A 26,254-nucleotide genomic window follows, 5' to 3' on the forward strand; every position below is an offset into this window, starting at 1 on the left:
CGATGACGTGGAGCGTGTGGTGATCACGCGTGAGGTCGTGCTGGACAACGTGAACCCCACGATCGTGCCGCGCACCTCGACCGCGCGCAGCCGTACCCCGCGCGAGAAGTCCGCCTGACGCCGAGGTAGAGGCGTGGTCCGCCGAGGTAGAGGCGTGGTTGTGCGAGGTAGAGCCGTGGTTGCGCGAGGTAGAGCCGTGGTCGTGTTTTGGGCGAGCGGGGTCGGGTCCGCGGCGGGGGTGGTCTCGGTGCTCGGGGCTGCGGCGCCGTCACCCTGGTCCCTCGGCCGTGGGTTCGAGGAGCGCCGCTCTGACGCCCCTTCGCATCCGAGCCCACCCCCACCGCTCGGCGAGCGTCTCGCCCGGGGACGTCGGTCGCCGCTCGCGACCATCGGATGGCCCGCCGGAGCAGAGTGCCCGTGGCGGCTCGGCACGAGGCCGACCAAGCCGTCCTGGTGGGTCGACCAGGCGACGAGGTTTCGTCCGGCGCGCCAGACGCGCCCGCACCACTTGCTCGACATGACGGCACCGCGGCCGGCGACCGTTCCGGGCGCGACGGTGCGTCGACACGGCCGGTCACGCGACCCGGCCGGTCACGCGACCCGGCCGGTCGCGCGACGCGGGCCGAACCCACCCCGCGGGCGGTCGCCCGGGGTGAGGGCCGACCAGGGTGAGACGACGTAGGGCGGGGTGGGTGGTGGTGCCGCGTCGTGGCGGGCCTGGAACGAGGGATCGTCCGGAGTGAGCTGGCGAACGCAGGACGATCCCGACCGAGAACGCGGGAGCCGCGAGGAACGAGCGGCGGATGGTAGACGCGGCACCACCACCCACCCCGACCACCCAGGCCGACACGCGTCGTCGGGCACAAGGACCACGGCTCTACCTCGCGCAACCACGCCTCTACCTCGCGCAACCACGGCTCTACCTCGCGCGACCACGGCTCTACCTCGCGCAACCACGGCTCTACCTCGCGCGACCACGGCTCTACCTCGCGCGACCACGGCTCTACCTCGGCGGACTACGGCTCTACCTCGGAGGATCGGGGCTGCGGGGCTCGGTCAGGCGTCGGCGCCTACCTTGGCGCCGTAGAGGGTGTCGATCGTGTCGGTGAAGTCCTTGATGACGAGGCCGCGCTTCACCTTGAGGGACGGGGTGAGATAGCCGTTCTGCTCGGTGAAGTCGGTCGTGAGCACGGTGATCTTGCGGATCGACTCGGCGCGGGAGACGGCCTCGTTGGCGTGCGCGACGGCGCGGTCGAGCGCGGCGAGGACGTCGGGGTCCTGCGCAGCGGTGTCGACGTCCATGGGCGGCAGCCCGTGCGTCGAGAGCCAGCCGGGCAGCATCTCGGCGTCGAGCGTGACGAGCGCGCCGATGAAGGGGCGCTGGTCGCCCACGACGACGACCTGGCTCACGAGCGGGTGCGCGCGCAGGCGGTCCTCGAGCACGGCGGGGGCGACGTTCTTGCCGCCGGCGGTGACGATGATCTCCTTCTTGCGGCCGGTGATACGCAGGTAGCCGTCGTCGTCGAACGCGCCGAGGTCGCCGGTGCGGAACCAGCCGTCCTGGAGCGCCTCGGCGGTGAGCTCGGGCTGGTTGCGGTACCCACGGAAGATGTGGTCGCCCTTGACGAGCAGCTCGCCGTCCTCGTCGATGCGCAGCGACGTACCGGGGAACGCCGGCCCGACCGTGCCGATCTTGGTGAGGCCGGGCAGGTTCACGGCGGTCGGGGCCGTCGTCTCGGTGAGGCCGTAGCCCTCGAGGATCCGCAGCCCGACGCCCCGGTAGAAGTGGCCCAGCCGCTCGCCGAGCGGCGCGCCGCCGGAGATCGAGTACGTGAGCCGCCCGCCCATCGCGCCGCGCAGCGTCGAGTAGACGAGCCGGTCGGCGACGGCGTGCTGCACGCGCAGCCCGAACGACGGCCCGCCCGGGGCGTCGAGCGCGCGCGACCAGGTGATGGCGACCTTCGCGGCCCAGTGGAAGACCTTCCGCTTGGCGCCCGTCCCGGTCTTCTGCTCGGCGGTGTTGTAGACCTTCTCGAAGACGCGCGGCACGGCGAGCAGGAACGTCGGGTGGAACGTCCCGAGGTCGGCGACGAGGTTCTTGGTGTCCCACGAGTGCGCGAGCACGGCGTTCGACGCGACGACGACGACCTGGATGAAGCGCGCGAAGACGTGGGCGAGCGGTAGGAAGAGGAGGGTGCGGGCGCCGTCGGAGTCGAGGATCTCGGCGAGGCCGGCGCGGCCGTTCAGCGCGAGGTGCACGAAGTTCCGGTGCGTGAGCTCGACGCCCTTGGGCCGCCCGGTCGAGCCGGAGGTGTAGATGACCGTCGCGAGGTCGTCGACCCGCTGGGCGGCACGACGGCGGTCGATCTCCTCGGTGGTGACGTCGGCGCCGGCGGCGCGCAGGGTGTCGAGGGCGCCGTCCTCGACGACGAGCACGTCCTCCAGGTCGGGGAGGCGGTCGCGGACGGACGCCACCTCGGCGGCGTGGGACGCGGTCTCCACGACCGCGAGGCGGACGGCGGCGTCCGACAGGATCCAGTGCACCTGCTCGGCCGACGACGTCTCGTAGACGGGCACGGGTACGGCACCCACGGCCCACGTGGCGAAGTCGAGCAGCGTCCACTCGTAGCGCGTGCGGGACATGATCGCGACGTGGTCGCCGGGCTCGATGCCGCGGGCCACGAGGCCGCGCGCGACGGCTGCGACGTCGTCCTCGAACTCCTGCGCGGTGACGGGCTCCCAGGGGCCGTTCGCGGTGGTCCGGCGCTCGACGAGCGTCGCGTGAGGGCCGCGGGCGACGCGGTCGGTGAGGAGGGTGCTGATGGTCGCCGTGGGGGAGACCTCGACGAGGCTCGGCGACGCGTGTTCCGTCATGGGACTCTCCGCTGAGTGGGACGGCAGGTAGGGACGGCGTGACACTTTACTCCGTACTCCGAGTATCGCGTTCCTCGAGGGTCGCCGGGCGCGCCTAGGATCGTCGGGTGACGAACCAGCCCGGCCAGCCCGCCGTCCCCGCCGAGATCCTCACGCTGCGCGACAGCATCGACAACATCGACGCGGCGCTCATGCACCTGCTCGCCGAGCGGTTCAAGTTCACGCGCCGGGTCGGGGAGCTCAAGGCGCAGGGTGGGCTGCCCCCGGCAGACCCGGACCGGGACCGGCAGCAGATCGCCCGCCTCACGGGGATCGCCGGTGCCGCGGGCCTCGACCCGGAGTTCGCGGAGCAGTTCCGCGAGTTCATCGTCCGCGAGGTCATCCGCCACCACGAGCGGATCGCGGCGGAGCACGCCGCGTCGGGCGAGGGCACGCCCGTCCTCGACACCTACTCCTGACGCGCCGCGCCGCGCGGGAGCCGTTCCGACGCGCGGTGGCGACGCGGGTCGATCTGACCGACCCTGGAGGGGTCCCAGGGTGGGCCCCGGCGTCGGTACGACGTGCGCGCCGGGCGGCCCGCCCGCCACGCCGACGGACGCTAGAGGTGTTCGCATGAAGATCGATTGGCTCAAGCCCCTCCTCGGCCACCCGGGCCCCTTCGCGACGGTGTACATCGACGCCACGCGGGCCAACGAGGCCGGGGACCGCGAGGTCGAGAACCGCTGGAAGGGCGTGCGGCGCACGCTGCGCCAGGAGGGCGCGCCCGACGCCGTCCTCGACGACCTCGAGGAGGTGGTGCTGCGGCCGACGCGGGTCGGCGGCACCCACGGGCGCGTGCTGATCGCCGACGACACGGGCGTGCTCGTCGACCGCGTCGTCAAGGACCCGCCGGCGCTCACCAAGGGGTCGTGGGGACCTGTTCCCGCGCTGCTCCAGGCGGCGCGCGCGGCGGACGAGTCCGTCGACTACGTGCGCGTCGTCGTCGACCGTCAGGGCGCGGACCTCACGTGGTCCGTCGCGGGCGGACACCTGCCCTACGCGGAGCCCGAGTCGGTCGAGGGCGGCCACGACGTCATCAACAAGGTCCGGACCGGTGGCCTGTCCCACAAGCGCATCGAGTCGCGCGCGGAGGACTCGTGGGAGCGCAACGCCGAGGCGGTCGCGGCCGAGCTCGAGCGCCAGGCGGCGGAGTACCGCCCCGAGCTCGTGCTCCTCACCGGCGACGTGCGCGCGGTGCCCCTCGTCCGCGGTGCGCTGGGCCGCGCGACGGCGGAGCTCGTCGTCGAGGTCCCGGGCGGCGGCCGCGGCCCGGGCATCAACGAGGCCGCGTTCGAGTCGAACGTCGCCGACGCGCTCGACAGCTTCCGCGAGCGGCGGCGAGAGAGGGTCCTCGCGGAGTTCCGCCAGGAGCAGGGGCGCGAGTCGGGCGCTGTGACGTCCGTCGAGGACGTCGTGGCGGTCCTGGCGCGCGGGCAGGTCAAGGAGCTCGTCCTGGCCGACGAGTACGGGCAGGACGCCGCGCTCGACGGCCGCTCGCTGTGGATCGGGCCCAGCCCGATGCACATCGCCGCGACGAAGGAGGAGATCCAGGACCTGGGGGTCACCGACGGCCTCGAGAAGCTGCCCGCGACGGTGGCGCTGGTCCGCGCCGCGATCGGCCAGGACGCCGGGCTGACGTTCGCGCCCGAGGGCAGCGTCGAGCTCATCGAGGGCGTCGGCGCGACCCTGCGCTGGGCCGACGAGGGCACGCCGCGCGAGGTCGCGGCGACGATGTCCGGCGACGACGCGCGGCTGCGCGGCGAGATCATCTGACCCGCCCGCTGCTGTGGGCATGGAACGGGCCCGGTTCTGACCGCAGAACCGGGCCCATTCCATGCCCACAACGGGTGGGGTCAGGCCTTCTTGCGGGCCTCGGGCTCGCCGAGCTCGGAGGCGACGACGACGATCCCGCCCTGGACGGCCGGGTCGCCCTGGCCCTCCGTGGCCGCGACGAGGTCGAGCGTGCCGGTGACGCGGCCGCCGTTGCGGACGTCGACGACCGACGCCTCGACACCGGCGAGCGACTCGGCGGGGACGGCGACCCGCGCCGCGAGGATCGGCGTGCGCATCGAGACCTTCGCCTCGGACTTGATCTTGCGCAGCGCGGCGAGCGCGTGGCCCGCGGCCGTGAGCACGGCGGGGTCGGCGTCGCCGGCCGCCGTGCGCGCGACGTCGGACGTCGGCCACGGCGCACGGTGGATCGAGCCCTCCGACGCCCGCCACCACGACCAGACCTCCTCGGTCGCGAACGGCACGAACGGCGCGAAGAGGCGCAGGAGCGTGTCGAGCGCGATCGCGAGCGCGACGCGAGCGGACCGGGTCTCGGGCGAGACGTCGGACGCCGCGGCACCGGCGCCGTACGCGCGGTCCTTGACGAGCTCCAGGTAGTCGTCGCAGAACGTCCAGAAGAACGTCTCCGTGGTCTCGAGCGCGCGCGTGTGGTCGTACGCCTCGAACGCCTCGGTCGCCTTCTCGACGACGGTTGCGAGGCCCGCGAGCATCGCGCGGTCGAGCGTCTCGGTGACGAGCGCCGGGTCGAGGACGATCTCGCCCGTCCCGGTCTCGGCGTCGACCCCGAACGACAGCGCGAACTTCGACGCGTTGAGGATCTTGATGGCGAGGCGACGGCCGATCTTCATCTGGCCGACCTCGAACGCCGCGTCCGTGCCGAGGCGGGCCGACGCCGCCCAGTACCGCACGGCGTCCGACCCGTGCTCCTCGAGCAGGCCCATGGGCGTGACGACGTTGCCCTTGGACTTCGACATCTTCTTGCGGTCGGGGTCGAGGATCCAGCCCGAGATCGCGGCGTTCTTCCACGGGAGCGAGCCGAACTCGAGGTGTGAGCGCACCACGGTCGAGAAGAGCCACGTCCGGATGATGTCCTGGCCCTGCGGGCGCAGGTCCATGGGGAACACGCGCTCGAACAGGTCGGGGTCGACCTCCCAGCCGCCCGCGATCTGCGGCGTGAGCGACGACGTGGCCCAGGTGTCCATGATGTCGTTCTCGCCCACGAAGCCGCCCGGCACGCCGCGCTGGTCCTCGGTGTACCCGGTCGGCACGTCGGACGACGGGTCGACGGGCAGCGCGTCCTCGGACGGCACGATCGGGTGGTCGTGGTCGACCTCGCCCGACTCGAGCACGGGGTACCACAGCGGGATCGCGACGCCGAAGAAGCGCTGGCGCGAGATGAGCCAGTCGCCGTTGAGGCCGCCGACCCAGTTCTCGTAGCGCACGCGCATGAAGTCGGGGTGGAACGCGAGCTCCTTGCCGCGGTTCAGCAGCTCCTGGCGCAGGTCGCGGGTCGTGCCGTCGGCCGTCGTCCAGTCGCGGCCGCCGTTGCGGATGTACCACTGGCGCGACGTGACGATCTCGAGGGGCTTGTCGCCCTTCTCGAAGAAGTTCGCCTTGCGCTGGGTCGGCACGGGCTCGCCGTCGAGGTCGCCCGCGTCCCGCAGGGCGTCGACGACGACCTGGCGCGCGGAGAACGTCGTCTTGCCCTCGATCTCGGCGAACACGGCCTGGCCGGAGTGCGACGTGATCCAGTCCGGGGTCTCGCGCGTGATGCGACCGTCGCGCGTGATGATCGACCGGGTCGGGAGCTGGAGCTCGCGCCACCACTGCACGTCGGTGAGGTCGCCGAACGTGCAGCACATCGCGATGCCCGCGCCCTTGTCGCGCTCGGCGGCGGGGTGGGCGAGGACGGGCAGCTCGACGTCGAACAGCGGCGAGCGCACCGTCGTGCCGAACAGGTGCTGGTAGCGCTCGTCGTCCGGGTGCGCGACGAGCGCGACGCACGCGGCGAGCAGCTCGGGGCGCGTCGTCTCGATGTAGACCGGCGCGCCGTCGTCGGGCGTGCCCGGTGCGACGCGGTGGAACGCGACCTTGTGGAAGTGGCCCGGGTAGTCGCGCGCCTCGAGCTCGGCCTGCGCGACGGCGGTCTGGAACGTCACGTCCCACAGCCCCGGCGCCTCGGCCTGGTAGGCCTCGCCACGGCCGAGGTTGCGCAGGAACGCGCGCTGCGCGGCCGTGCGCGACCGTGCGTCGATGGTCTGGTAGTGCTGCGCCCAGTCGACCGAGAGCCCGAGCCGGCGCCACAGCGCCTCGAACTGCTTCTCGTCCTCGGCCGTGAGCCGCTCGCACAGCTCGATGAAGTTGCGGCGGCTCACCGGCACCTGGTCGGCGGCCTTCACGGACTTGCCCTCGCCGCCCTCGTGCGGGGGCTCGAAGCCCTCGACGTAGGGGAGCGTCGGGTCGCAGCGCACGCCGTAGTAGTTCTGCACGCGGCGCTCGGTGGGCAGGCCGTTGTCGTCCCAGCCCATCGGGTAGAACACCTCGAGGCCGCGCATGCGCTGGAACCGCGCGACGACGTCGGTGTGCGTGTAGGAGAACACGTGGCCCACGTGCAGGGACCCGGAGACCGTCGGCGGCGGGGTGTCGATGGAGAAGACCTGCTCGCGCGTCTTCGAGCGGTCGAACGCGTACGTTCCCTGCTCGGCCCAGCGCGCGTCGTACGTCTCCTCGAGCCCGTCGAGGCTCACCCGGTCGGGTACTCCCGCGACCACCGCGCGGACGACGTCGCCGGCTACGCGGCCGGTGGAGGAGGTCGTTGCAGCAGTGGCTTCGGCCGCGCCCGTCGGCGCGTTCGTCGGGAAGTCGCTCATGGTCGCCCATTCTCCCAGATCTCGGGGCCGCTCCCGACGGCGTCTCGCGTCCCGGCCGCGGTGGTCACCGGGCGCCGGGCGCGGCGCCCGGACCGCCCGGCCCGGCCGCGCGGGACAGCCGTGCGGCCAGGTCGGTGGCCGTCCCCAGGAGGCGTTCCCAGACCGCGGGGTCGAGCAGGTCGAGCGCGCGCTCGCTGAAGAGGAAGAGCCGGTCCCCGGACACCTCGGCCGCGAGCGGGAGCGGGCCGCGGACGAGCGTCTCGACGATCTCCGGCGTGAAGACCGCGCGCGCGGTGCCCGTCCCGGACCGCACGGGTCCGTAGGCGCGGTGGCGCTCAGCGAAAGGACCGTCCACCGGTAGCTCCCACACGCGCTCGACGCCGCGCGGAGCCCGGGCACCCCGCACCCCCCGGGCGGGCAGCGTCTCCACGACGACGCGCGGCAGGGTGCGGTCGAGCGTGACCATCGCATAGGTGAACGCGAAGGGCTCACCGTTGCGATAGCCGGCGCTGTAGGTGTAGGTCGCGATCTCGACGGGGCGGCGACCGCGGGTGCGGACCACGTTCCGGGCGACGCGGAGGATGCCCAGGTGGAACGCTCCGCTGGGCAGCTCGGGTTCCTCGACCCGCGGCTCGACGTCGAAGCCGTTCGCCGCGGCGAACCGGCTCAGCCGGTGCGCCAGCTCCCGACCCTCCTGCGACGAACGACGAGCCCCGCGCACGACGAGCAGGACGGCGAGGGCCGTGACGGCTGCCAGCACCAGGACGACGAGCGGGCGCCCGGCGCCGAGGGCCGTCAGACCGAAGGCGAGGAAGCCGTAGACCACGGTGACGCACAGCGCGGCGACGGCCACCAGGAACGCGACGAGCACGCCGCGCAGCACGAGACCGAGCACCTGGAGGGCGACCGGTGTCGAAGGACGCGTCCGTGCGTCCCTGGCCTGCTGCCGCAGGGAGCGGTGGTGCGCGCGCGCCGCACCACGGTCGAGGGGCTCGACGAGGGCTCGCGTGTCGAGGCGTGCGGGAGCCGGGGGAACGGTGCTCACCACGAGAGGCTAACGGTCGTCTGGTGGGAGCGGTCCGGCCGTCGTCCCGGACGGCGAGCGGGCGTGTCGGTGACGGGCCCGCGCCATCACGGGTCCAAAGTCCCTGGGGGTGATTGGTCATCGACTCGTAACCTGCACGCAAAGGTACGGGTGCTCGTGGGCGCACCTCGATCTGATCCTCGCGCCGACCACCTGGGAGCAGCCATGACCCTCACGACCACCGACAGCGCGCGCACGACCGGGGCGCTGCCACCCGGCGTCGTCCTCCCGCACGACCTCGACGCGGCGCTCGCGGCGTGCCCGGGCGTCGTCGTGCCGTCCTCGCGCGACGAGCTGTACCGCCTCGCGCTCGGGCCCGACGGCGGTCCGCGGTTCGTCGTCGAGTACGACGCCGACGGCACGCTCGTGCCCGAGGCGGAGGTCGTGCGGTGCCGGAACGGGATCGCCGTGAACTACCCCGAGGACTACATGCGCCGGCGGGACCCGGACTGCATGCGCATCGCCGACGACCTGCCCACCGACAAGCCGCGCTACCGCGACGTCTTCGGGACCGGGTTCGGCCCGGTCAAGGACGAGACGCTCGCGTGGCTCGGGACCCAGGAGCTCGTCGTCGTGCCGTTCCGCGCCGGCGGGCGGACCCACGGCTACCCGTCCCTCGCGGTCTGCCCCCTCAACGCGGCGTTCTTCGCGCTCGCGCTCGTCGACCTCCAGGGCTGGGTCACGTTCGAGGATCTCGGCCCGTTCGAGCCGCGCTCGATCCTCTACGTCGCCCCGCCGTTCCGCCACACCCGCTTCGACGGGCGCCAGGTCGTCGTGCACGACCGCTCCGAGACGCTGCACGAGGTGTTCGCCTACAACCTGTACCCCGGTCCGAGCGCGAAGAAGGGAGTGTTCTCGGTACTGCTCGACGTGGGCGAGCGCGAGGGCTGGGTCACGGCCCACGCGTCGTCGGTCCGCGTCACCACGCCGTACGAGAACGAGACCGTCGTCATGCACGAGGGCGCGTCGGGCGGCGGCAAGTCCGAGATGTGCCAGGAGATCCGGCGCCAGGAGGACGGCCGGATCCTGCTCGGCACGAACGTCGTCACCGACGAGCCGTACGTCATCACGCTCGGGGAGACGAGCGCGCTCGCCCCCGTCACCGACGACATGACGCTGTGCCACGCCGGGCTCCAGACCGGCGACGGCCGCCTCGTCGTGACGGACGCGGAGGAAGGCTGGTTCGTGCGCGTCGACAACCTGACCGGCTACGGGCAGGACGCGCACCTGGAGCGCGCGTGCATCCACCCCGACGTCCCGCTCGTCTTCTTCAACATCGACGGCGTGCCCGACGCGACCGTGCTGCCCTGGGAGCACTCCCTCGACTCGGACGGTCGGCGGTGCCCCAACCCGCGCGTCGTGGTGCCCCGTCACCTGCTCACCGACGTCGCGGGCCCGGCAGAGGTCGACGTCCGGACCTTCGGCGCCCGGATGCCGGCCTGCACGCGGGACCGCCCCACGTACGGGATCATGGGCATGACCCACGTCGTGCCGGCCTCGCTCGCGTGGATCTGGCGGCTCGTCGCGCCGCGCGGCGACAAGAACCCGTCGATCGGGGAGTCGCGCACCGCGACGGAGGCGCTCGCCCACGGGGGCATGGTCGCGGAGGGCGTCGGGTCGTACTGGCCGTTCGCGACCGGGACCAAGGTCGCGGCGGCGAACCTCCTGCTGCGCCAGCTCGTGGAGACGGACCGGACCCGGTACGTCCTGACGCCCAACCAGCACATCGGCGCGTACAAGGTCGACTTCGCCGCCGAGTGGCTCACCCGCGAGTACCTCGCGCGACGCGGCGGCGGGCGCCTGCGCCCCGAGGAGCTCACGCCCGCCCGCTGCCCGCTCTTCGGGTACACGCTCACCGAGATGAAGATCGACGGCCAGCTCGTGCGGCCCACGTTCCTGCGCCCCGAGCTGCAGTCCCAGGTGGGGGTCGAGGCCTACGACGCCGGAGCGCGGATCATCACGGACTTCTTCGCCAGCGAGCTCCGGCAGTTCCTCACCGAGGACCTCGACCCGCTGGGTCGGCAGATCATCGAGGTCTGCCTGCGCGACGGCTCCGTCGAGGAGTACGCGGCGCTGACGCCGGTCTACGTGTAGCGCGGCGCACGGCCGGGACCGTCGCAGCAGGCGGCCCCGGCCCGCTCTGGCGAGACGTCGCCCGCCGCGTACTAGGGTCGGAGCATGGGTCTGACGATCGGCTACGCCGCCATGCTGGAGCAGTTCCACCCGACCGAGGCCGTCGCGCTCTCGGCCTATGCGGAGGAGCACGGCTTCTCCGGCACCATGGCGGCCGACCACTTCCAGCCGTGGGTCCCGGCGCAGGGCGAGTCGTCGTTCGTGTGGAACGTGCTCACCGCGCTCGGCGAGCGCACCACGGGCGACCTCGGGCCCGGCGTGACGGCGCCGACGTTCCGGTGGCACCCCGCGATGGTCGCGCAGGCGTCGGCGACGCTCGCCGCGATGTACCCCGGCCGGCACTGGCTCGGGCTGGGCTCGGGCGAGGCGCTCAACGAGCACGTCGTCGCGGGCTACTGGCCCGAGGCGCCCGAGCGCATCAACCGCATGTTCGAGGCCATCGACGTCATCAAGAAGCTGTTCCAGTCCGGGCTGGACAACAAGGACGTCAAGCACTCCGGGCAGTTCTACAAGATGGAGTCCACGCGCCTGTGGACCATGCCCGACGTCCCGCCGGAGATCCTCGTCGCGACCGCCGGTCCCGTGACCGCGAAGCGCGCGGGCCGCCACGCCGACGGTCTCATCACCGTGGGTGCGCCGCTCGAGAAGATCTCCATGCTGTTCGGCAAGTTCGACGACGGCGTGCGCGAGTCCGGCCGCGACCCGCACGCGATGCCCAAGGTGCTCCAGCTCCACCTGTCCTGGGCCGCGACCGACGAGGAGGCGCTCGCGAACGCGATGACCGAGTGGCCCAACGGCGGCATGAAGTTCCCCAAGGCCGACATCCGCTCGCCCCACGACTTCGAGCAGATGGCCAAGCTCGTGCGCCCCGAGGACTTCGAGGGCCGCATGGTGATCTCGGCCGACCCGGACGAGCACCGTGCGTACATCCAGAAGTTCGTCGACCTCGGCTTCGACCGGATCTACCTCCACAACGTGGGCCGCAACCAGCGGGAGTGGGTCGAGGTCTTCGGCCGCGAGGTCCTCCCCAAGCTGGCGCGATGACCTCCGGGGGCGCGGGCGTGCCCGTCGGCGGCGGGGGAGACGACGCGCGACTGTCCGTGTGGGCGCCGTCGGGCCTGGGCGAGGTGCGCCCGGGCGACGACCTCGCCGCGCTCGTCGGCGACCTGTTCGCCGCGGCCGCGGCGGGCGACGCGCTCGCGGAGGGCGACGTCGTCGTGGTGACGAGCAAGGTCGTGTCCAAGGCGGAGGGCCGCGTCGTCGCGGCCGCGGACCGCGAGCAGGCGATCACGGACGAGACGGTCCGCGTCGTCGCGACGCGCGAGCGCCCGGGCCAGCCGCCGCTGCGCATCGTCGAGAACCACCTGGGCCTGGTCATGGCCGCGGCCGGGGTCGACGCGTCCAACACGCCCGAGGGGACGGTGCTGCTGCTCCCGCTCGACCCGGACGGCTCGGCCCGGGCGCTGCGGGACGCGCTGCGCGAGCGGTTCGGTCTCGCCCGCCTCGGCGTCGTCGTCACGGACACGGCAGGGCGCGCGTGGCGCGACGGGCTGGTCGACGTCGCGATCGGCGCGGCGGGGATCGCCGTGGCCGAGGACCTGCGCGGCGGCCTCGACGCCCACGGGCGGCCCCTCTCCGTGACCGTGACCGCCGTCGCCGACGAGGTGGCGTCCGCGAGCGAGCTGGTGCGCGGCAAGACGGCGGGGAGGCCCGTCGCGGTCGTGCGGGGGCTCGGCCGCTACGTGGGCGACGACGACGGCCCGGGGGCGCGCGCGCTCGTGCGGCCCTCGGCCGACGACCTCTTCCGGGAGGGGAGCGCCGAGGCCTACGACCGTGGCTACCGCGACGGGTTCGGCGAGGGCTTCCGCGAGGGGTCGGGGGACGAGCAGGTCCCCGTCGACTGAGCGGGCGCACGTGGTGGGCCGGCAATCCCGTGGCTCTCGGGGCGGCGGGCGGCTAGCCTGCCGGGATGCTGCCCGCCGAGTGGATCCCGCACCGCCGCCCCGACGACCGCGAGCACGTGGGCTGGATCCGTCCCGACGGTGACGCCTGGGTCGCGGTCTCGCTCCTCGGGCGCGAGCTGACCGGGCCGGTGGACTGGCTGGAGGCCGAGGCCGCGCTCGACGAGGTCAGCCTCGCGTGGCTGGCCGACGTCTGGATGCTGGAGCAGGAGGACGCGCCGCCCTTGCGCGTCCGGCTCGTGGAGGTCACGCCGGACGGCGTGGTCGTGCAGACCGACGACTTCGGCGCGATCGACGTCCCCGTCCAGCGCTATGACCTCCCGTGGCCGCCCCCGCCCACGCTACGGCCGCGCCGGCCGGACGACCCGGACGGTCGCGTGCTGTCGCTCTGACCGTCGCGACCGCCCGGGAGCGCTCCCGGGACGGTCAGCCGGCGTCCGTCGTGCCCTCGTAGAGGCCGATCTGGTTCCCGTCGGCGTCCTCGAACGCCGCCCACCAGGACGTCGGGCTGATCTCGGACTTCTCCAGGACCACGCGCCCGCCGAGCTCGCGCACCTTCGCCAGCGTGTCCTCGATCGAGTCGACCTCGACGTAGCTGCGTGGGGTCGTGAACCCCTCGGACCGCGGCGCGAGGCCGCCACCGCTGATCTTGTTCGGTGCCTGCCACATCGGGTAGCCCTCGAAGCCGGGGACCTCCGCGATCTGCCAGCCGAACAGCTCGCCGTAGAACTGCGTGGCTCTGCCGCTGTCGCTCACCGGGATGTCGATGTGGGTGATGTCTCCGTGCACCATGGTTCCTCCCCGTACCGGTGACGGGCGGACACCCGCCGTCTGCCAGCCTAAGGACCACCGGCACCGGTGCAACAGGGTGTGCGCGCTAAGCCCTCTCCGTGGCGGCAGGGTCGCCGGTCACCGAACTCTCAGGCTGCACCTGAGGCTCTGGCTCTGGCTCGGGCACCGGCCGGTCGGCCGTCTCACCGTCCGGTGCGGCCGGGTCCGCCGTCCTCACCGGTGCGGCGTCCGGGGTGAGGACCTGCGTCGTCTCGGACGGGAGCACGTCGTCGCCGGAGAGCCAGCGCAGCCAGCCCGAGCCGGGGTCGGGCTCGAGCACGAGCGCGCGCACGAGCAGCGTGAGCGGGATCGCGAGGATCGCCCCGAGCGGCCCGATGACGAACGTCCAGAACACGACCGAGACGAAGCTGAGGGTCAGGCTGAGGTTCACGGCGTCCGCCACGAACTTCGGCTGGACGAGCACCTGGAGCACGACGTTCACGACGCAGTAGACCGCGACGACGGCGAGCGCGAGCTGCCACCCGCCGACGACGAACGCCATGATCGCGGGTGGGACGAGGCCGAGCACGAAGCCGATGTTCGGGATGAAGTTCGTGACGAAGGCGAGGATCGCCCACACCGTCGGCGCGGGGACCGAGAGCAGCCACAGCGCGACGCCGTCGACGATCGCCACGACCGCGCCGAACGACGCGTTGACCACGAAGTAGCGCCGCACCCCGCCGCTGAACCGGGACGCGCGGTCGATCGTCGCGGCGCGCTCGGTGCCGAAGACGGTCGTCGCGGTCGAGTACCGCGCGGCGTCCGCCGCCATGAAGATCGCGTAGGCGAGGACGAAGAAGAAGGCCGTCGCGATGCCGAGCGCCATGCCCGACACGTTCCCGGCGAGGCTGAGGACCCGGGCGGGCTCCAGCCAGGACGTCGCCGCCTCCGCGACGTCCGTGTCGATCCCCACGGCGGAGAGCTGGTCGACGACGTCCTCGACCGAGCGGACCAGCGCCGGCAGGTACTCGCGCACCAGGTCGGCGAACCGGAAGCCCGCGAAGACGAGCATCGCGACGAGCGCGGCGAGGATGAGGTAGGCCACGGCGACGACCGCCGTCGTGGCTGCCCACCGGGGCCAGCCCCGGCGCTCGAGCGGGAACCGCACGGGGTGGCAGATGATGACGATCACCGCCGCGAGGAGGATCGGTGCGAGCACCTCCCGGGCCGCGTGGACGCCCGCGAGCACGACCACGCCCGCGGCGAGCGCCAGGAGCGTGCGGGTGGAGGGAGGCAGCGCCGGGGCGCGCGGCGTCGTCGTGGTCACGCGCCGACGATAGCGGCCGGACGACCTCGCGCACCCGGGCGTCCGTCGCGGTGCGCCCGGCGACGTGCCCGCGCGGTCAGGCCTTCGCGGCCTTCGCGGCGGCCTTCTGCGCCTTCTTGAACGTACGGACCTCCGCGAGCGACTCCGGGCTCGTCACGTCGGCGATGGACCGGCGCGACCCTTCCTCCCCGTAGTGGCCCGCCGCCTCGCGCCACCCCACGGGCTGCACGCCACGCTGCTTGCCGAGCAGCGCGAGGAAGATCCGGGCCTTCTGGTCGCCGTACCCGGGCAGCGCGCGCAGCCGGTCGAGGACCTCGGCGCCGGTCGGTGCTGCCGCACCGTCGTCACCGGACCCGGGCGCGGTCCAGATCCGGGTCGCGTCGCCGTCGTACTCGTCGACGACGACGCGCGCCAGGTCCTGCACCCGGGCCGCCATCGAGCGCCCGTAGCGGTGGATCGCCGGCGGGGTCGTGGCGAGCGTGACGAACGCGTCGGGGTCCGCCTCCGCCACGGCGCGCGGGTCGATGGAGCCCAGGCGGTCGCGGATCTTGCGGGGTCCGGCGAACGCGTGCTCCATGGGGTACTGCTGGTCGAGGAGCATGCCGACGAGGAGGGCGAAGGCGTCGTCGCTGAGGAGCGCGTCCGCGTCGGGGTCGCCGGTGATCCAGAGCTGGTCGGTCATGACCCCATCATGGCAGCGCACGGCGCAGGCGTCCGGTCCGGAACTCGTCCACTCCCGTGCGGCGCAGGACGGCGCTCGTCCAGCCGGGCAGGAGGCGCAGCCCGTCCTCGCCCGTGACGCGCTGCACGTCCTCGACGCGGAACTCCTCGCCGCGGCGCTCCAGCACGAACTCGCCCGCGGCGTCGACGTTGCGCACCCAGTCGACGTCCGGCCCGTACGTGAGCGCGAGGACGACGCGGACCGGGTCGGTCGGCGAGGCGCGGTACGCGAACGCGAAGACGGGCGTGCGGTAGACGCGGCCGCTGCGCCTGCCGACGTGCCGGACCACCGCCATCGGCCCGACGCCCGTCGCGACGCGGAGCATCACGGGGTTGAGGATGCGCTTGTTGCTGCGGGTCACCCAGCGAGGGATCGGCATGCCCCATCGTGGCCCGGCGCGGCCCGCCCGCGCGACCTATCGTGAGACCCGTGCCGACCCGCCTGCTCCTGCTGAGCGACACCCACGTCCCCGCCCGGGCGCGGGCGCTCCCGGACCAGGTGTGGCGCGCCGTCGACGACGCCGACGTCGTGGTGCACGCGGGCGACTGGGTGAGCGTCGACCTGCTGGACGCCCTGGAGTCCCGGGCCGACCGGCTGGTCGGCGTCGCGGGGAACAACGACGGCCCCGAGCTGCACGCGCGCCTGCCCGAGGTGGCGCGCACGACGGTCGACGGGATCCGGTTCGCCGTCGTCCACGAGACGGGGCCGAAGCAAGGACGCGAGCGTCGCGCCGACGCGGCGTTCGGCGACGCGGACGTCCTCGTGTTCGGGCACAGCCACGTCCCCTGGGACACGACGTCGCCGGGCGGGCTGCGGCTGCTCAACCCCGGGTCGCCGACGGACCGCCGTCGTCAGCCGGTCGGCACCGTCCTCACGGCCGTCGTCGACGACGGCGTGCTCCGGGACGTCGCGCTCGTGCCGGTGCCGCGCTGAGCCGCCTCAGGCAGCGCTCGCGCGCGCCCGGTGCGTGGCGGGGCTCACGCCGCGCACGCGCTTGAACGCGGCGCTCAGCGCGAACGGCGAGGCGTACCCGACCGCCCGTGCGACCGACGTCAGCGTGGCGTCGGGCTCCAGCAGGAGGTCGGCGGCGAGGTCGAGGCGCCAGCCTGTGAGATAGCTCATCGGGGGCTCGCCGACGAGCGCGGTGAAGCGGCGCGAGAACGCAGCGCGCGAGATCCCGACCTCGCGTGCGAGGGAGTCGACGGTCCAGGCGCGGGCCGGGTCGTGGTGGATGAGGCGCAGGGCCGCGCCGACCACCGGGTCCGCGTCGGCGCGGTACCAGCCCGGGGCGTCGTCGCGCGAGAGCCACGTGCGCAGGCAGGAGATGAGGAGCAGGTCGAGCAGGCGGTCGAGCACCGCCTCCTGCCCGGGCAGGTCCTGCACGACCTCGCGTGCGAGCATCTCGACGAGCGTCCCGTCGACGTCGCCGCTGCGCAGCACCACGCGCTGCGGCAGCACGCGCAGGACCCGGCGGCCCACCTCGCCGTCCAGCGGGTAGGTGCCCGTGATGATGACGGTCTCGCCGCCGGGGTCGTTGCCCCACGAGCGGACGCCCAGCACGGTCATGGGGGAGGGCCCGCCGTCGACCGCACGGCACATGTCGGACTCGGGCCCGACGACGACCTGCGGCGCGGTCGTCGGTGCGTCCGCCACGACGTAGTGGTCGGGGCCGCGCAGCAGGACGACGTCCCCCGCCCCGACGTGCTCGCCCGGGTCCGCGCCGTCGTTCCCCACGACCGGCCCGACCCAGCCCGAGCCGCGCAGCACGGGCACGATCGTCAGCGGCGCCTCGTCCTCGATGCGCATGCCCCACGGGGCGCGGAGATGGCTGCGCAGGAGGAAGGCGCCGCGGGCGCGCGGCCCGTCGAGGAGCCCGGCGACGACGTCCATCCGGTCAGGGTACGCACGGACCGCGTTCCCGACCAGCGACGGAGGGAGCGCCGTGGCCTGAGACGATCGCGTATGGAGACGAGCGTCAGAGCCATGTCGCGTCTCGCCGGTGCCCGGTTGACTGTCATTCGTCCCCGCACGAATCCTCGACAGGAGAGACGTCATGAGCGCCACGACACCGCACCCGACAGACAGCCCGACCGACGCCCCCGCACCCGGCCCGGTCCTCGTCCTCGGTGCGACGGGCAAGACCGGCCGCCGGGTCGCCGACCGCCTCGACGCGCTCGGGATCGCCGTGCGGCGCGCCTCCCGCTCCGGCGCCGTCCGCTTCGACTGGGAGGACGAGACCACGTGGGGCCCCGCCGTCGACGGGGCGGAGGCGGCGTACGTGGTGTACGTGCCCGACCTCGCGATCCCGGGTTCCCCGGAGACCGTCGCCCGGTTCGCGGCCCTCGCCCGGGAGGCGGGCGTGCGCCGGCTCGTCCTGCTCTCGGGTCGCGGCGAGGTCGAGGCGCAGCGCGCGGAGGCGCTCGTCGCCGACGCGTTCCCCGGCCGCACCGTGGTCCGGTGCGCGTTCTTCGACCAGAACTTCAGCGAGAGCTTCCTGCTCGAGCCCGTGCTCGACGGCGTCCTCGCCCTGCCGGTGGACCAGGTCGCCGAGCCGTTCGTGGACCTCGAGGACGTCGCCGAGGTCGCGGTCGCGGCGCTCGTCGACGACGCGCACGCCGGCCGCGTCTACGAGCTCACCGGGCCGCGCGCGATCACGTTCGGCGAGGCCGTGGCGGAGATCGCGGCCGCGAGCGGGCGCGACGTGCGGTTCGTGCCGATCACCATGGACGAGTTCGTCGCGGGGCTGCGGGCGATCGGGCTGCCCGACGACGTCGTGGGCCTCATGCGCTACCTCTTCACCGAGGTGCTCGACGGGCGCGGGACCCCGGTCGCCGACGGCGTCCGGCAGGCGCTGGGCCGCGAGCCGCGCGGCTTCCGCGAGTTCGCGGCGCGCGAGGCAGCGACCTGGTCGGCGACGGTCCCGTCGACGGCCGGGCAGACGTCATGAGCGTCTTCACAGCGCTCGTGGTCGGGGGCGCGGTCGCGACAGGGCTCGCGGGCGGGGTGCTCTTCGCGTTCTCCACGTTCGTCCTGGGCGGCCTGCGCCGCCTCCCCGCCGCCGACGGCGCCGCGGCCATGGTCGCGATCAACCGGGACGCGCTGCGGCCGCCGCTCATGCTCCTGCTCGCGGCGAGCGTGCTCGTGCCCGCGGCGGCGGCCGTCGTCGGCCTGGTCGGCGGGGCGTCCGGCGCGGGATGGGCGCTCGCGGGCGCGGTGGTCTCCGTCGTCGGGGTCCTCGGCGTCACGGCCGTGGGCAACGTCCCCCTCAACGAGCGCCTCGACGCGGCGGCGGCGCGGCCCGAGGACCTCGCCGCCGCGTGGGGCGCGTTCCTCCCGCGCTGGCTCGCGTGGAACCACGTGCGGACCGTCGCCGGCGCGGCGGCGACCGCGCTGCTCGCGGGCGCGCTCGTCTGACCTGCCGGTGCGCCGGGCCCCCGTCGCGGAATAGCAGCGGCGGGGGCCCGGTTGCGCACGACATGAGCGACGTCACAGCGGCCGTGCCGGCCGACGAGCAGGAGACCGTCCGTCGAGTGCTCGAGGGCACCGAGACCTGGGCCGTCGTCGGCCTGTCGAACAACACGTCGCGCGCCGCGTACGGCGTGGCGCGCGTGCTCCAGCAGCACGGCAAGCGCATCGTCCCCGTCCACCCGTCCGCGGAGACCGTGCACGGCGAGCAGGGCTACGCGACGCTCGCCGACGTCCCGTTCCCCGTCGACGTCGTCGACGTGTTCGTGCGCTCCGAGCTCGCGGGCGACGTCGCCGACCAGGCCGTCGCGATCGGTGCGAAGGCCGTCTGGTTCCAGCTCGACGTGATCGACGAGGACGCCGCCCGCCGCGTCCGTGAGGCCGGGCTCGACATGGTCATGGACCGCTGCCCCGCGATCGAGCTCCCGCGGCTCGGCGCGCGAGCCGGCGTCCGCACCGTCGAGGAGGCCTGACGATGCCGGTGGTCGACCCGACGACCACCACTCTCGGTTCGCGGGTGGCCGCACGGCTCACGGACGAGCGAGCCCTGTGGCTCGTGACCGTCGACCCGCACGGCACACCGCAGCCGAAGCCCGTTCTGTCCTGGTGGGACGGCGCGGACGGCGTCGTCGTCGAGAGCGAGCCCCGCACCGCGAAGCTCCGCAACGCCGGCTGAGCACTGTACGGCGCGTCTCCCGTCGGCATCACGAGGCGCTGGTGTCGGTCCGGTACGTCGTGCTCCGCCGCTCGAGCACGCCGTCGTGCCCTCGCCGTCGGGGCCCTCGTGACGCTTGACACCGAAAATGTTAACGCACACACTTCAGGGTCAGAGCGAGCGCTCGGACTCACCTTTCGGTCGACGATGACCGTACGGTTCGTCGAGATCGCCGCCTCGGCTCCGAGCTGGTCCGAGGTACGGCTGCTTCGAGCGGTGTCTCGCGCTGCAGGTCACGACCACCACAAAGGAGTGCGCGATCGCATGATCTCAACAGCCAGCGAACGAAGGTCGAGGCGCGTCCGACTCCTCGGCATCGCCACGATCCTCGCCACGTGCGGTGTCGGCACGGTCGGTGTCACCACGGCGCACGCGGACGTCACGGACGGCCTCGTGCATCACTTCCGCCTCGACGAGACCAGCGGGACGGTCCTGGCCAACTCCGGGAGCGCGGGCCCCGCAGCCAACGCGATCCTGGTCAACCCGGACAAGGCGGCCCTGACGGGTGCGGGCGTGAGGTTCAACCCGGAGTCGTACCAGGGCGCATTGGACGGGGCATACGTCGATCTGCCGGACGATCTCACCGCCGGCATGTCAGAGATGACGGTCGACTACGACGTGTGGGTCGACCCGGCGAACGTCGGCAACCACCAGATGTGGAGCTTCGGCAGCACGTCGGGAGGGTGCGACGCCGGCACGGGCCTCCAGGGCTCCATCTTCGCCTCGAACAACGCCGCACGTCGCCCAGGAGACCACTTCCGTGTCCGCGTCGGCGCGACGGACGTCCAGCGGAGCGAGCGTCTGCCCGAGGGCGCCTGGCAGCACGTGACCTACACCCAGTCTCTGGACGAGGGCGGTCTGACCTGGACCGGCACGCTCTACGTGGACGGCGTGCAGCACGCCCAGGTCACTGATCTCACGACCCCGCCCTCCGTGAACCCGGGCGCGGGCACGAACTGCAACTTCCTCGCCCGGTCGCAGAATCCGGGGGACTACTCGTTCCGCGGCACGATCAGCGACTTCCGCGTGTACGACCGAGCGGTGGACGTCGACGAGGTGCTCGACCTGGCCGCGGAGACGAACGCGACCGGCGTCATGGCCGACGCCCAGGCGATCGACCTCGGCCGGACACGCGCGATCGTGCAGGACGTCGAGCTGCCGGAGATCGGCTCGGTGGCCGGGTCGGCGATCACGTGGGAGAGCTCGGACCCGTCCGTCGTCGACATCTACACCCCGCCCGCGTCCGCTCCCAAGGTCCCGGTGACCGGTCGGATCACGCGACCGGCGCGCGGCGAGGCAGACGCTACCGCGACGCTGACCGCGACGCTGCGCAAGGGGACGGAGGTCACGACGCGCGAGATCGTCGTCACGGTCGAGGCAGAGTTCGACGACGCCGAGGCTGTCGAGCGCGACAGCCTCGACCTGGATCTCTACGACGCGGACGACGTGCGGGGCAACATCACCCTGCCTGCCGAGGGCGAGTTCGGATCGACGATCACGTGGGACTCGACCTCGGATCTCGTCACCCCGACCGGTGAGGTGACCCGCCCTCCGTACGGGCATCCCGACGCCTCGGCCACGCTGACGGCCACGATCTCTCGGGGTGCGGAGTCGCAGACCAGGTCGTTCGACCTCACGATCAGACCGCTGCCGCGCGCGGAGGAGCACGAGCGCTACTTCATGGGCTACTTCAAGGGGGAGAACATCGCCGACGGCGAGCAGATCATGTTCGCCACCTCCAACGGGAACACGGCGCTGGACTGGACCGGGCTGACCGGTGGTCGACCGTCGCTGATCTCTCAGCTGGGAGACCAAGGCCTGCGCGATCCGCACATCGTCCGCTCGCCCGACGGCGACACCTTCTACATGATCGCCACCGACCTCAACTGGTACGACCAGGGAGGCTACGCGATCAACGACACCCAGCACATCGAGGTGTTCGAGTCCAACGACCTCGTGCACTGGACGCCGCAGCGACACGTGAAGGTCGCACCGGACGACGCGGGCAACGCCTTCGCGCCGGAGTCGCTGTGGGTGGAGGAGATCGGCGCCTACGCGGTCTTCTGGGCCCAGTCGCTGTGGGACGACCCGGTGAACCGGACCGGTCAGGGAAACGCCCAGATGTGGTACAACACCACGCGCGACTTCCAGACGTTCTCCGAACCGCAGGTCTGGCAGGACCCGTTCCCGCTGTCGCGGATCGACACCACCGCGATCAAGGTCGGTGAGGAGTACTACCGCTTCACCAAGAACGAGGCCGGCAACGCGGGATCGGACGTCTTCTCCGAGAAGCACACCGAGTTCCTCGACAGCGACATCGAGGACTGGGAGCTTCTCGCCCCGGCGCTGGGCCGCACCACCTGGGCGCCGGACCAGGGCTACGAGGGTCCGATCGTGTTCCGGGCGAACCCCGGTGACACCGCCTGCCCGGACCAGTTCTACCTCTGGGCGGACCGGTACACGAACGGTGGTGGCTACCAGGCCGCGTGCAGCGAGGACATCGAGGCTCCGACGTGGGACGCGCGGGAGATCACGATGACCAACGCGGGCGTGCCGCGCCCGCGCCACGGCACCGTCATCCCCATCACCCTGCGGGAGTGGAACGACATCCGGGGCATCGCGAACAGCGACGTGCCCACAACTACCGAGCTCACGGTCGACTCGCCCGACCAGGGTGGTCCGGCGACGGTCACGGCCACCGTCCGGGCGGAGGACAACTTCCAGACCGGGGGTCAGGTCCGTTTCACCGCGGGGGATTGGTCGCAGACCGCGTACCTGGACGACGGCGTCGCATCGGCGACCCTGCCGACCGACCTTGCAGGCGAGGAGATCGTCCGGGCCGAGTTCCTCGGCTACGGGATCCTGGAAGCGTCCGAGGACACCGCGTCCACGGCCGTCGAGGTCTCGCTGGACGTGGAGGTACGGGCGCGGTGCCTCGCCGGACGGGCATACCTCGCGGTGCGCGCGCTCAACACCGACGAGGCACCGGCCACCGTCGAGCTGACGACGCCGTACGGCAGCCGTCAGTTCGACGAGGTCGCCGTCGGCACGAGCGCCTACCAGGCGTTCGGCTCGCGCCAGGAGGCGTTCGACGCCGGCACGGTGAGCGTCAGCGCGACGATCGCGGACCGCTCGTCGACCGTGGAGGTGGCGTACGACGCGGTGAGCTGCGGGTAGCCGCAGCCCCGTGCGGGCGGTGGGCGCCGGAACGTGGTGGCGCCCACCGCCCGGCGGGTGCGCGACCGGTCGCCGACGAGCGTGGGCGGACGCGCCCCACCGGCCGGGCAGGACGTTCGTCACCGGGCCGGATCGGGGTTCCTCGGGGTGAACGTGAGCACGGGTCGACCGGTGCGCGGGTGCGTGAGCACCTCGCACCGCACGCCGTAGACCGGGTCGAGCACGTCGGGGACCAGGACCTCGCGCACGTCGCCCGCGGCGACGACCCGGCCGTCCGCCAGCACGACGACGTGGTCGCACGTCTGCGCCGCGAGGTTGAGGTCGTGGAGCGCGGCGAGGACGGTCACGCCGTCGTCGGCGAGGTCGCGCAGGACGCGCATCGTGTCGAGCTGCGCGGCGATGTCGAGGTGGTTGGTCGGTTCGTCGAGCAGGAGCAGCGTGGGCTCCTGGGCGAGCGCGCGCGCCAGGTGCACGCGCTGGCGCTCGCCGCCCGAGAGCGTCGCGACCTCCCGTTCGGCGAACGCGGCCATGCCCGCGCGGGCGAGCGCCGCGGTCGCCACCTCGCGGTCGTGCGCGGAGTCGCCCGCGAGGAGCGAGCGGTGGGGGATGCGGCCCAGCAGGACGGCGTCGAGCACGGAGAGCGGGAGGTCGGTCGTCGCGTCCTGCTCGACGAGCGCGAGGACGCGCGCGCGCTGCCGCCGCGGCATGCTCAGCAGGTCCGCGCCGTCGAAGCGTGCGTGCGCGACGTCGTCGGGTCCCGTGGACGGCGCGCGGACCCCCGCGAGGACGCGCAGGAGCGTCGACTTGCCGGAACCGTTGGGGCCGAGCAGCCCGCTCACCGCGCCGGCCGGGGCGGTGCAGTCGACGCCGTCGAGGATCAGGCGACCGTCGACGGACCACGACACGCGCGCGGCGTCGAGCCCCGCCGCGCCCTGCTCTCCGGACGGGTTCCGCGCCGCCGCGTCGCCGGGTCGGTCCCGCACGGTGTGGGGGCCGACCGTCGGGCCCTCGTGCGTCGTCGTGCGCGTCGCCTCGCTCATGCGGACTTCCTCCCGCGCCACAGGAGCAGCGCGAACACCGGCGCGCCGATCGCGGCGGTGACGATCCCGACGGGCAGCTCGCGCGGCGCGAACACGGTCCGCGCGAGCGTGTCCGCCCAGACGAGGAACGTCGCGCCGAACAGCGCGGACAAGGGCAGCAGGAGGCGGTGCCGCGCACCCGTGAGGAGCCGGACCGCGTGCGGCAGGATCAGCCCGACGAACCCGATCGACCCCGACTGCGAGACGAGCGCCCCGGTGAGCAGAGCGACGCCCACGAGCAGCGTCCAGCGCACGCGCGCGACGTCGACCCCGAGCGTGGACGCCGCCGTGTCGCCGAACGTGAAGGCGTCCAGCACGGAGCCGGTCGAGCCGAGCAGCGTCCCGAGCACGAGGGTCGCGCCGCCCGCGACCGCGACGGACGTCCACGTCGCACCCGCGACGGACCCCATGAGCCACGAGAGGATCTCGCGGTAGGAGTCGCCGGTCGCGGACCAGAAGATGACGAAGCTCGTCGCGGCCGCGGCGAGCTGGCTCACCGCGAGGCCCGCGAGCACGGTCCGCGTGGGCGTGAGCGCGCCGAGCGCGCCCGCGAGGCCGAGCGCCGCGACGAGCGCGAGCACGGCGCCCCCGAACGCCGCGACCGGCAGGAGCACGGTCCACCCGGCGACGAGCACGAGCACCGCGCCGAGCGACGCGCCCGAGGACAGGCCGAGGAGGTAGGGGTCTGCGAGGGGGTTGCGCGTGAGGGACTGCATGACCACGCCGCACACGGCCAGACCCGCGCCCACGGCCGCGGCGGTGAGCACGCGGGGGAGGCGGAGCTGCCACACCATGCCGTCCTGGAGCGACCCGAGGGGCTCGAGCCCGAGCAGCCCGCCGAGCCCGAGGTGCGTCGCGACCGAGCGCCACACGTCGCCGACCGCGAGGTCCGCCGGGCCGATCGTCACCGTGATCAACACCGTCACGACGAGCGCGCCGACGCCGACCGGCACCCACCAGCCCGCACCATGGCGCGCCCCGGCCTCCGCGCCGACCCGTCGGGCGGGCGGCGCGGGTGCGGGGCGGGTGCGCAGCGTGGTCACAGGCCGAGCGCCTCCAGCTGTGCCGCGAGGTCCACGACGGCATCGACGTTGCGCACCCCGGCCTCGGTCGCCGGGAACGGGATCGTCAGGTAGCGGCCCTCGCGCACCGCGGTCATCTCGGCCGTCGCCGGGTTGGACTCGAGCCGCTCGATCTTGGCCTCGGCCGTGTTCCACGTGGCGTCGACGAGGACGAGGACGTCGGGGTCGGCGGCGATCGCCTCCTCCCACGCGAACGCGGTCCAGGTGTCGTGCACGTCGCCCGCGACGTTCTCCAGCCCGACGGCGTCCATGATCATCTGCGGCGCGCCGATGCCCGCGCCGACGTACGGGATGTCGTCCCCGGACGAGTACCACAGGGCCGTGAGCCCGCGCTCGTCCCGGGCGACGCCGTCGAGCGTCGCGCGCTGCTCGGCGACGAGGTCGGCGGCGGCGTCCTGCGCGTCGAAGATCGTGCCGACCTCGGTGATCTCGGCGAACACGTCGTCGAACGTCAGCGGGTCGGGCATGTACTCCGGTGCCTTGCACGCGGCGGGGGAGACGTACGTCGCGACGCCGAGCTGGGCGAGCGTCTCGCGGTCGCCCGTCCCCTCGGCCGTGAGGTTGGACTCCCAGCCCGCGTAAACGAGGTCGGGCTCGGTCTCCAGGACCGCCTCGGCACCGGGGACCTGGTCCGAGAGCGGCTCTGCCACCGCTGGGACGTCCGCCGCGACGTCGGCCAAGGACTCGGGGACCGGGCCGTCCGCGAACGCGCTCGCGACGATGCGGTCGCCCAGCCCGAGCGCGAGCAGCATCTCCGTGGTGCTCGACTTGATCGTCACGACGCGCTCCGGCGCCGCGTCGAACGTCACCTCGAACCCGCAGTCGTCGAGCGTGAGCGGGTACGTCGTCGCCGTCGCGGTGCCCGACGGCGAGGTGTCGCCGGTCGGCGTGTCGCCGGGCGTCGTGCCAGAGGAACAGGCGGCGAGCAGCAGGGCGAACGTGGCGGTAGGGAGCGCGAGGACGGCGCGGCGGACGGTCTGGCGGTGCACGGCGCGGGAGGAGGGCACGGGCGAGGTCTCCGGGGGTCGGGCGCGGTACGGCGTGCTCTCGGCGGGCACGCCGCTGCGGCGGGGCGTTCTCGATGCCGACCGGCGAGCGCCGGCCGGGACCGACGCGTCATCTCGCGTCGCGCGGACCCGCGGCACAGACCCGTGCCGCCCGGACG

General features: G+C 73.3%; 23 protein-coding genes. 12 read left to right on the forward strand and 11 right to left on the reverse strand.

The genetic code is table 11. The features are described from left to right. Positions 1-1,056 precede the first annotated feature (1,056 nt). Entirely contained in the window at positions 1,057-2,874 is a 1,818-nt protein-coding gene (locus tag AC6CH9_RS12615) for an AMP-dependent synthetase/ligase (protein ID WP_498155199.1), read from the reverse strand. Between the two features lie 107 nt (positions 2,875-2,981). Between AC6CH9_RS12615 and AC6CH9_RS12620 the strand changes: the two genes are divergently transcribed. Together AC6CH9_RS12620 and AC6CH9_RS12625 are read left to right on the forward strand one after the other, a co-directional pair. After that, positions 2,982-3,332, forward strand: coding sequence for a chorismate mutase (locus AC6CH9_RS12620; RefSeq protein WP_498155200.1), 351 nt, complete (start codon positions 2,982-2,984; stop codon positions 3,330-3,332). A gap of 154 nt (positions 3,333-3,486) precedes the next feature. Continuing rightward, the gene (locus tag AC6CH9_RS12625; RefSeq protein ID WP_498155201.1) at positions 3,487-4,686 is read left to right on the forward strand and encodes a baeRF2 domain-containing protein; all 1,200 of its coding nucleotides are present in this window, start codon (positions 3,487-3,489) and stop codon (positions 4,684-4,686) included. 80 nt (positions 4,687-4,766) lie between these two features. Here the strand turns inward: AC6CH9_RS12625 and valS are convergent, their stop codons facing one another. Further along, positions 4,767-7,574: a valine--tRNA ligase gene (gene valS / locus AC6CH9_RS12630; protein WP_498155202.1), complete on the reverse strand. Its 2,808-nt coding sequence runs from the start codon at positions 7,572-7,574 to the stop codon at positions 4,767-4,769. 64 nt (positions 7,575-7,638) lie between these two features. After that, positions 7,639-8,619 (reverse strand): hypothetical protein, encoded by a 981-nt coding sequence (locus AC6CH9_RS12635; protein WP_498155203.1) that lies wholly within the window; start codon positions 8,617-8,619, stop codon positions 7,639-7,641. A 204-nt stretch (positions 8,620-8,823) separates the two neighbouring features. On the opposite strand from AC6CH9_RS12635, the gene AC6CH9_RS12640 reads away from it, so the two are divergent. The 4 genes from AC6CH9_RS12640 to AC6CH9_RS12655 all read left to right on the forward strand — a co-directional run bounded on the left by AC6CH9_RS12640 (position 8,824) and on the right by AC6CH9_RS12655 (position 13,144). Beyond that, on the forward strand, positions 8,824-10,752 hold the full coding sequence (locus AC6CH9_RS12640; RefSeq protein WP_498155204.1) for a DUF4914 family protein: 1,929 nt from the start codon (positions 8,824-8,826) through the stop codon (positions 10,750-10,752). An 84-nt stretch (positions 10,753-10,836) separates the two neighbouring features. Beyond that, positions 10,837-11,835, forward strand: a complete 999-nt coding sequence (locus AC6CH9_RS12645; RefSeq protein WP_498155205.1) for a TIGR03557 family F420-dependent LLM class oxidoreductase — start codon at positions 10,837-10,839, stop codon at positions 11,833-11,835. Continuing rightward, a complete protein-coding gene (gene cofE, locus AC6CH9_RS12650) occupies positions 11,832-12,695 on the forward strand; it encodes a coenzyme F420-0:L-glutamate ligase (protein ID WP_498155206.1) in 864 nt (287 codons plus the stop codon). Before AC6CH9_RS12645 ends, cofE begins: the two co-directional genes overlap by 4 nt. A 65-nt stretch (positions 12,696-12,760) precedes the next feature. After that, positions 12,761-13,144: a hypothetical protein gene (locus tag AC6CH9_RS12655; protein WP_498155207.1), complete on the forward strand. Its 384-nt coding sequence runs from the start codon at positions 12,761-12,763 to the stop codon at positions 13,142-13,144. Positions 13,145-13,178: 34 nt separating this feature from the next. Here the strand turns inward: AC6CH9_RS12655 and AC6CH9_RS12660 are convergent, their stop codons facing one another. The 4 genes from AC6CH9_RS12660 to AC6CH9_RS12675 all read right to left on the reverse strand — a co-directional run bounded on the left by AC6CH9_RS12660 (position 13,179) and on the right by AC6CH9_RS12675 (position 15,950). Beyond that, entirely contained in the window at positions 13,179-13,544 is a 366-nt protein-coding gene (locus AC6CH9_RS12660; protein ID WP_498155208.1) for a VOC family protein, read from the reverse strand. A gap of 85 nt (positions 13,545-13,629) precedes the next feature. Further along, a complete protein-coding gene (locus AC6CH9_RS12665) occupies positions 13,630-14,850 on the reverse strand; it encodes an AI-2E family transporter (RefSeq protein ID WP_498155209.1) in 1,221 nt (406 codons plus the stop codon). A gap of 76 nt (positions 14,851-14,926) precedes the next feature. Next, on the reverse strand, positions 14,927-15,532 hold the full coding sequence (locus AC6CH9_RS12670; protein ID WP_498155210.1) for an HhH-GPD-type base excision DNA repair protein: 606 nt from the start codon (positions 15,530-15,532) through the stop codon (positions 14,927-14,929). Between the two features lie 7 nt (positions 15,533-15,539). Continuing rightward, a complete protein-coding gene (locus AC6CH9_RS12675) occupies positions 15,540-15,950 on the reverse strand; it encodes a PNPOx family protein (protein WP_498155211.1) in 411 nt (136 codons plus the stop codon). Positions 15,951-16,000: 50 nt separating this feature from the next. On the opposite strand from AC6CH9_RS12675, the gene AC6CH9_RS12680 reads away from it, so the two are divergent. After that, a complete protein-coding gene (locus AC6CH9_RS12680) occupies positions 16,001-16,504 on the forward strand; it encodes a metallophosphoesterase family protein (protein WP_498155212.1) in 504 nt (167 codons plus the stop codon). Between the two features lie 6 nt (positions 16,505-16,510). Here the strand turns inward: AC6CH9_RS12680 and AC6CH9_RS12685 are convergent, their stop codons facing one another. After that, positions 16,511-17,461, reverse strand: a complete 951-nt coding sequence (locus tag AC6CH9_RS12685) for an AraC family transcriptional regulator (protein ID WP_498155213.1) — start codon at positions 17,459-17,461, stop codon at positions 16,511-16,513. Between the two features lie 163 nt (positions 17,462-17,624). On the opposite strand from AC6CH9_RS12685, the gene AC6CH9_RS12690 reads away from it, so the two are divergent. From AC6CH9_RS12690 to AC6CH9_RS12710, 5 genes are all read left to right on the forward strand, one after another. Further along, positions 17,625-18,518, forward strand: a complete 894-nt coding sequence (locus AC6CH9_RS12690) for a Rossmann-fold NAD(P)-binding domain-containing protein (RefSeq protein WP_498155214.1) — start codon at positions 17,625-17,627, stop codon at positions 18,516-18,518. Further along, positions 18,515-18,985, forward strand: a complete 471-nt coding sequence (locus tag AC6CH9_RS12695) for an anthrone oxygenase family protein (protein ID WP_498155215.1) — start codon at positions 18,515-18,517, stop codon at positions 18,983-18,985. Before AC6CH9_RS12690 ends, AC6CH9_RS12695 begins: the two co-directional genes overlap by 4 nt. Before the next feature lie 62 nt (positions 18,986-19,047). Next, positions 19,048-19,509: a CoA-binding protein gene (locus AC6CH9_RS12700; RefSeq protein WP_498155216.1), complete on the forward strand. Its 462-nt coding sequence runs from the start codon at positions 19,048-19,050 to the stop codon at positions 19,507-19,509. A gap of 2 nt (positions 19,510-19,511) precedes the next feature. Continuing rightward, complete coding sequence (locus AC6CH9_RS12705) at positions 19,512-19,712, forward strand: PNPOx family protein (RefSeq protein ID WP_498155217.1); 201 nt, start codon at positions 19,512-19,514, stop codon at positions 19,710-19,712. Positions 19,713-20,015: 303 nt separating this feature from the next. After that, a complete protein-coding gene (locus AC6CH9_RS12710) occupies positions 20,016-22,928 on the forward strand; it encodes an immunoglobulin-like domain-containing protein (protein WP_498155218.1) in 2,913 nt (970 codons plus the stop codon). A gap of 119 nt (positions 22,929-23,047) precedes the next feature. On the opposite strand, the gene AC6CH9_RS12715 is transcribed toward AC6CH9_RS12710, so the two are convergent. From AC6CH9_RS12715 to AC6CH9_RS12725, 3 genes are read right to left on the reverse strand one after another with little or no spacing between them, the layout of a single operon-like run. Continuing rightward, positions 23,048-23,968, reverse strand: a complete 921-nt coding sequence (locus tag AC6CH9_RS12715) for a putative F420-0 ABC transporter ATP-binding protein (RefSeq protein ID WP_498155219.1) — start codon at positions 23,966-23,968, stop codon at positions 23,048-23,050. Next, positions 23,965-25,050 (reverse strand): putative F420-0 ABC transporter permease subunit, encoded by a 1,086-nt coding sequence (locus AC6CH9_RS12720; protein WP_498155220.1) that lies wholly within the window; start codon positions 25,048-25,050, stop codon positions 23,965-23,967. Before AC6CH9_RS12720 ends, AC6CH9_RS12715 begins: the two co-directional genes overlap by 4 nt. Beyond that, positions 25,047-26,096 carry a putative F420-0 ABC transporter substrate-binding protein gene (locus tag AC6CH9_RS12725; protein WP_498155221.1) on the reverse strand — a complete coding sequence of 350 codons (1,050 nt, stop codon included), beginning with the start codon at positions 26,094-26,096 and terminating at the stop codon, positions 25,047-25,049. The genes AC6CH9_RS12720 and AC6CH9_RS12725 overlap by 4 nt, the downstream gene beginning before the upstream one ends. Positions 26,097-26,254 lie beyond the last annotated feature (158 nt).

The sequence above is a fragment of the Cellulosimicrobium sp. GQ32 genome, from assembly GCF_059758455.1.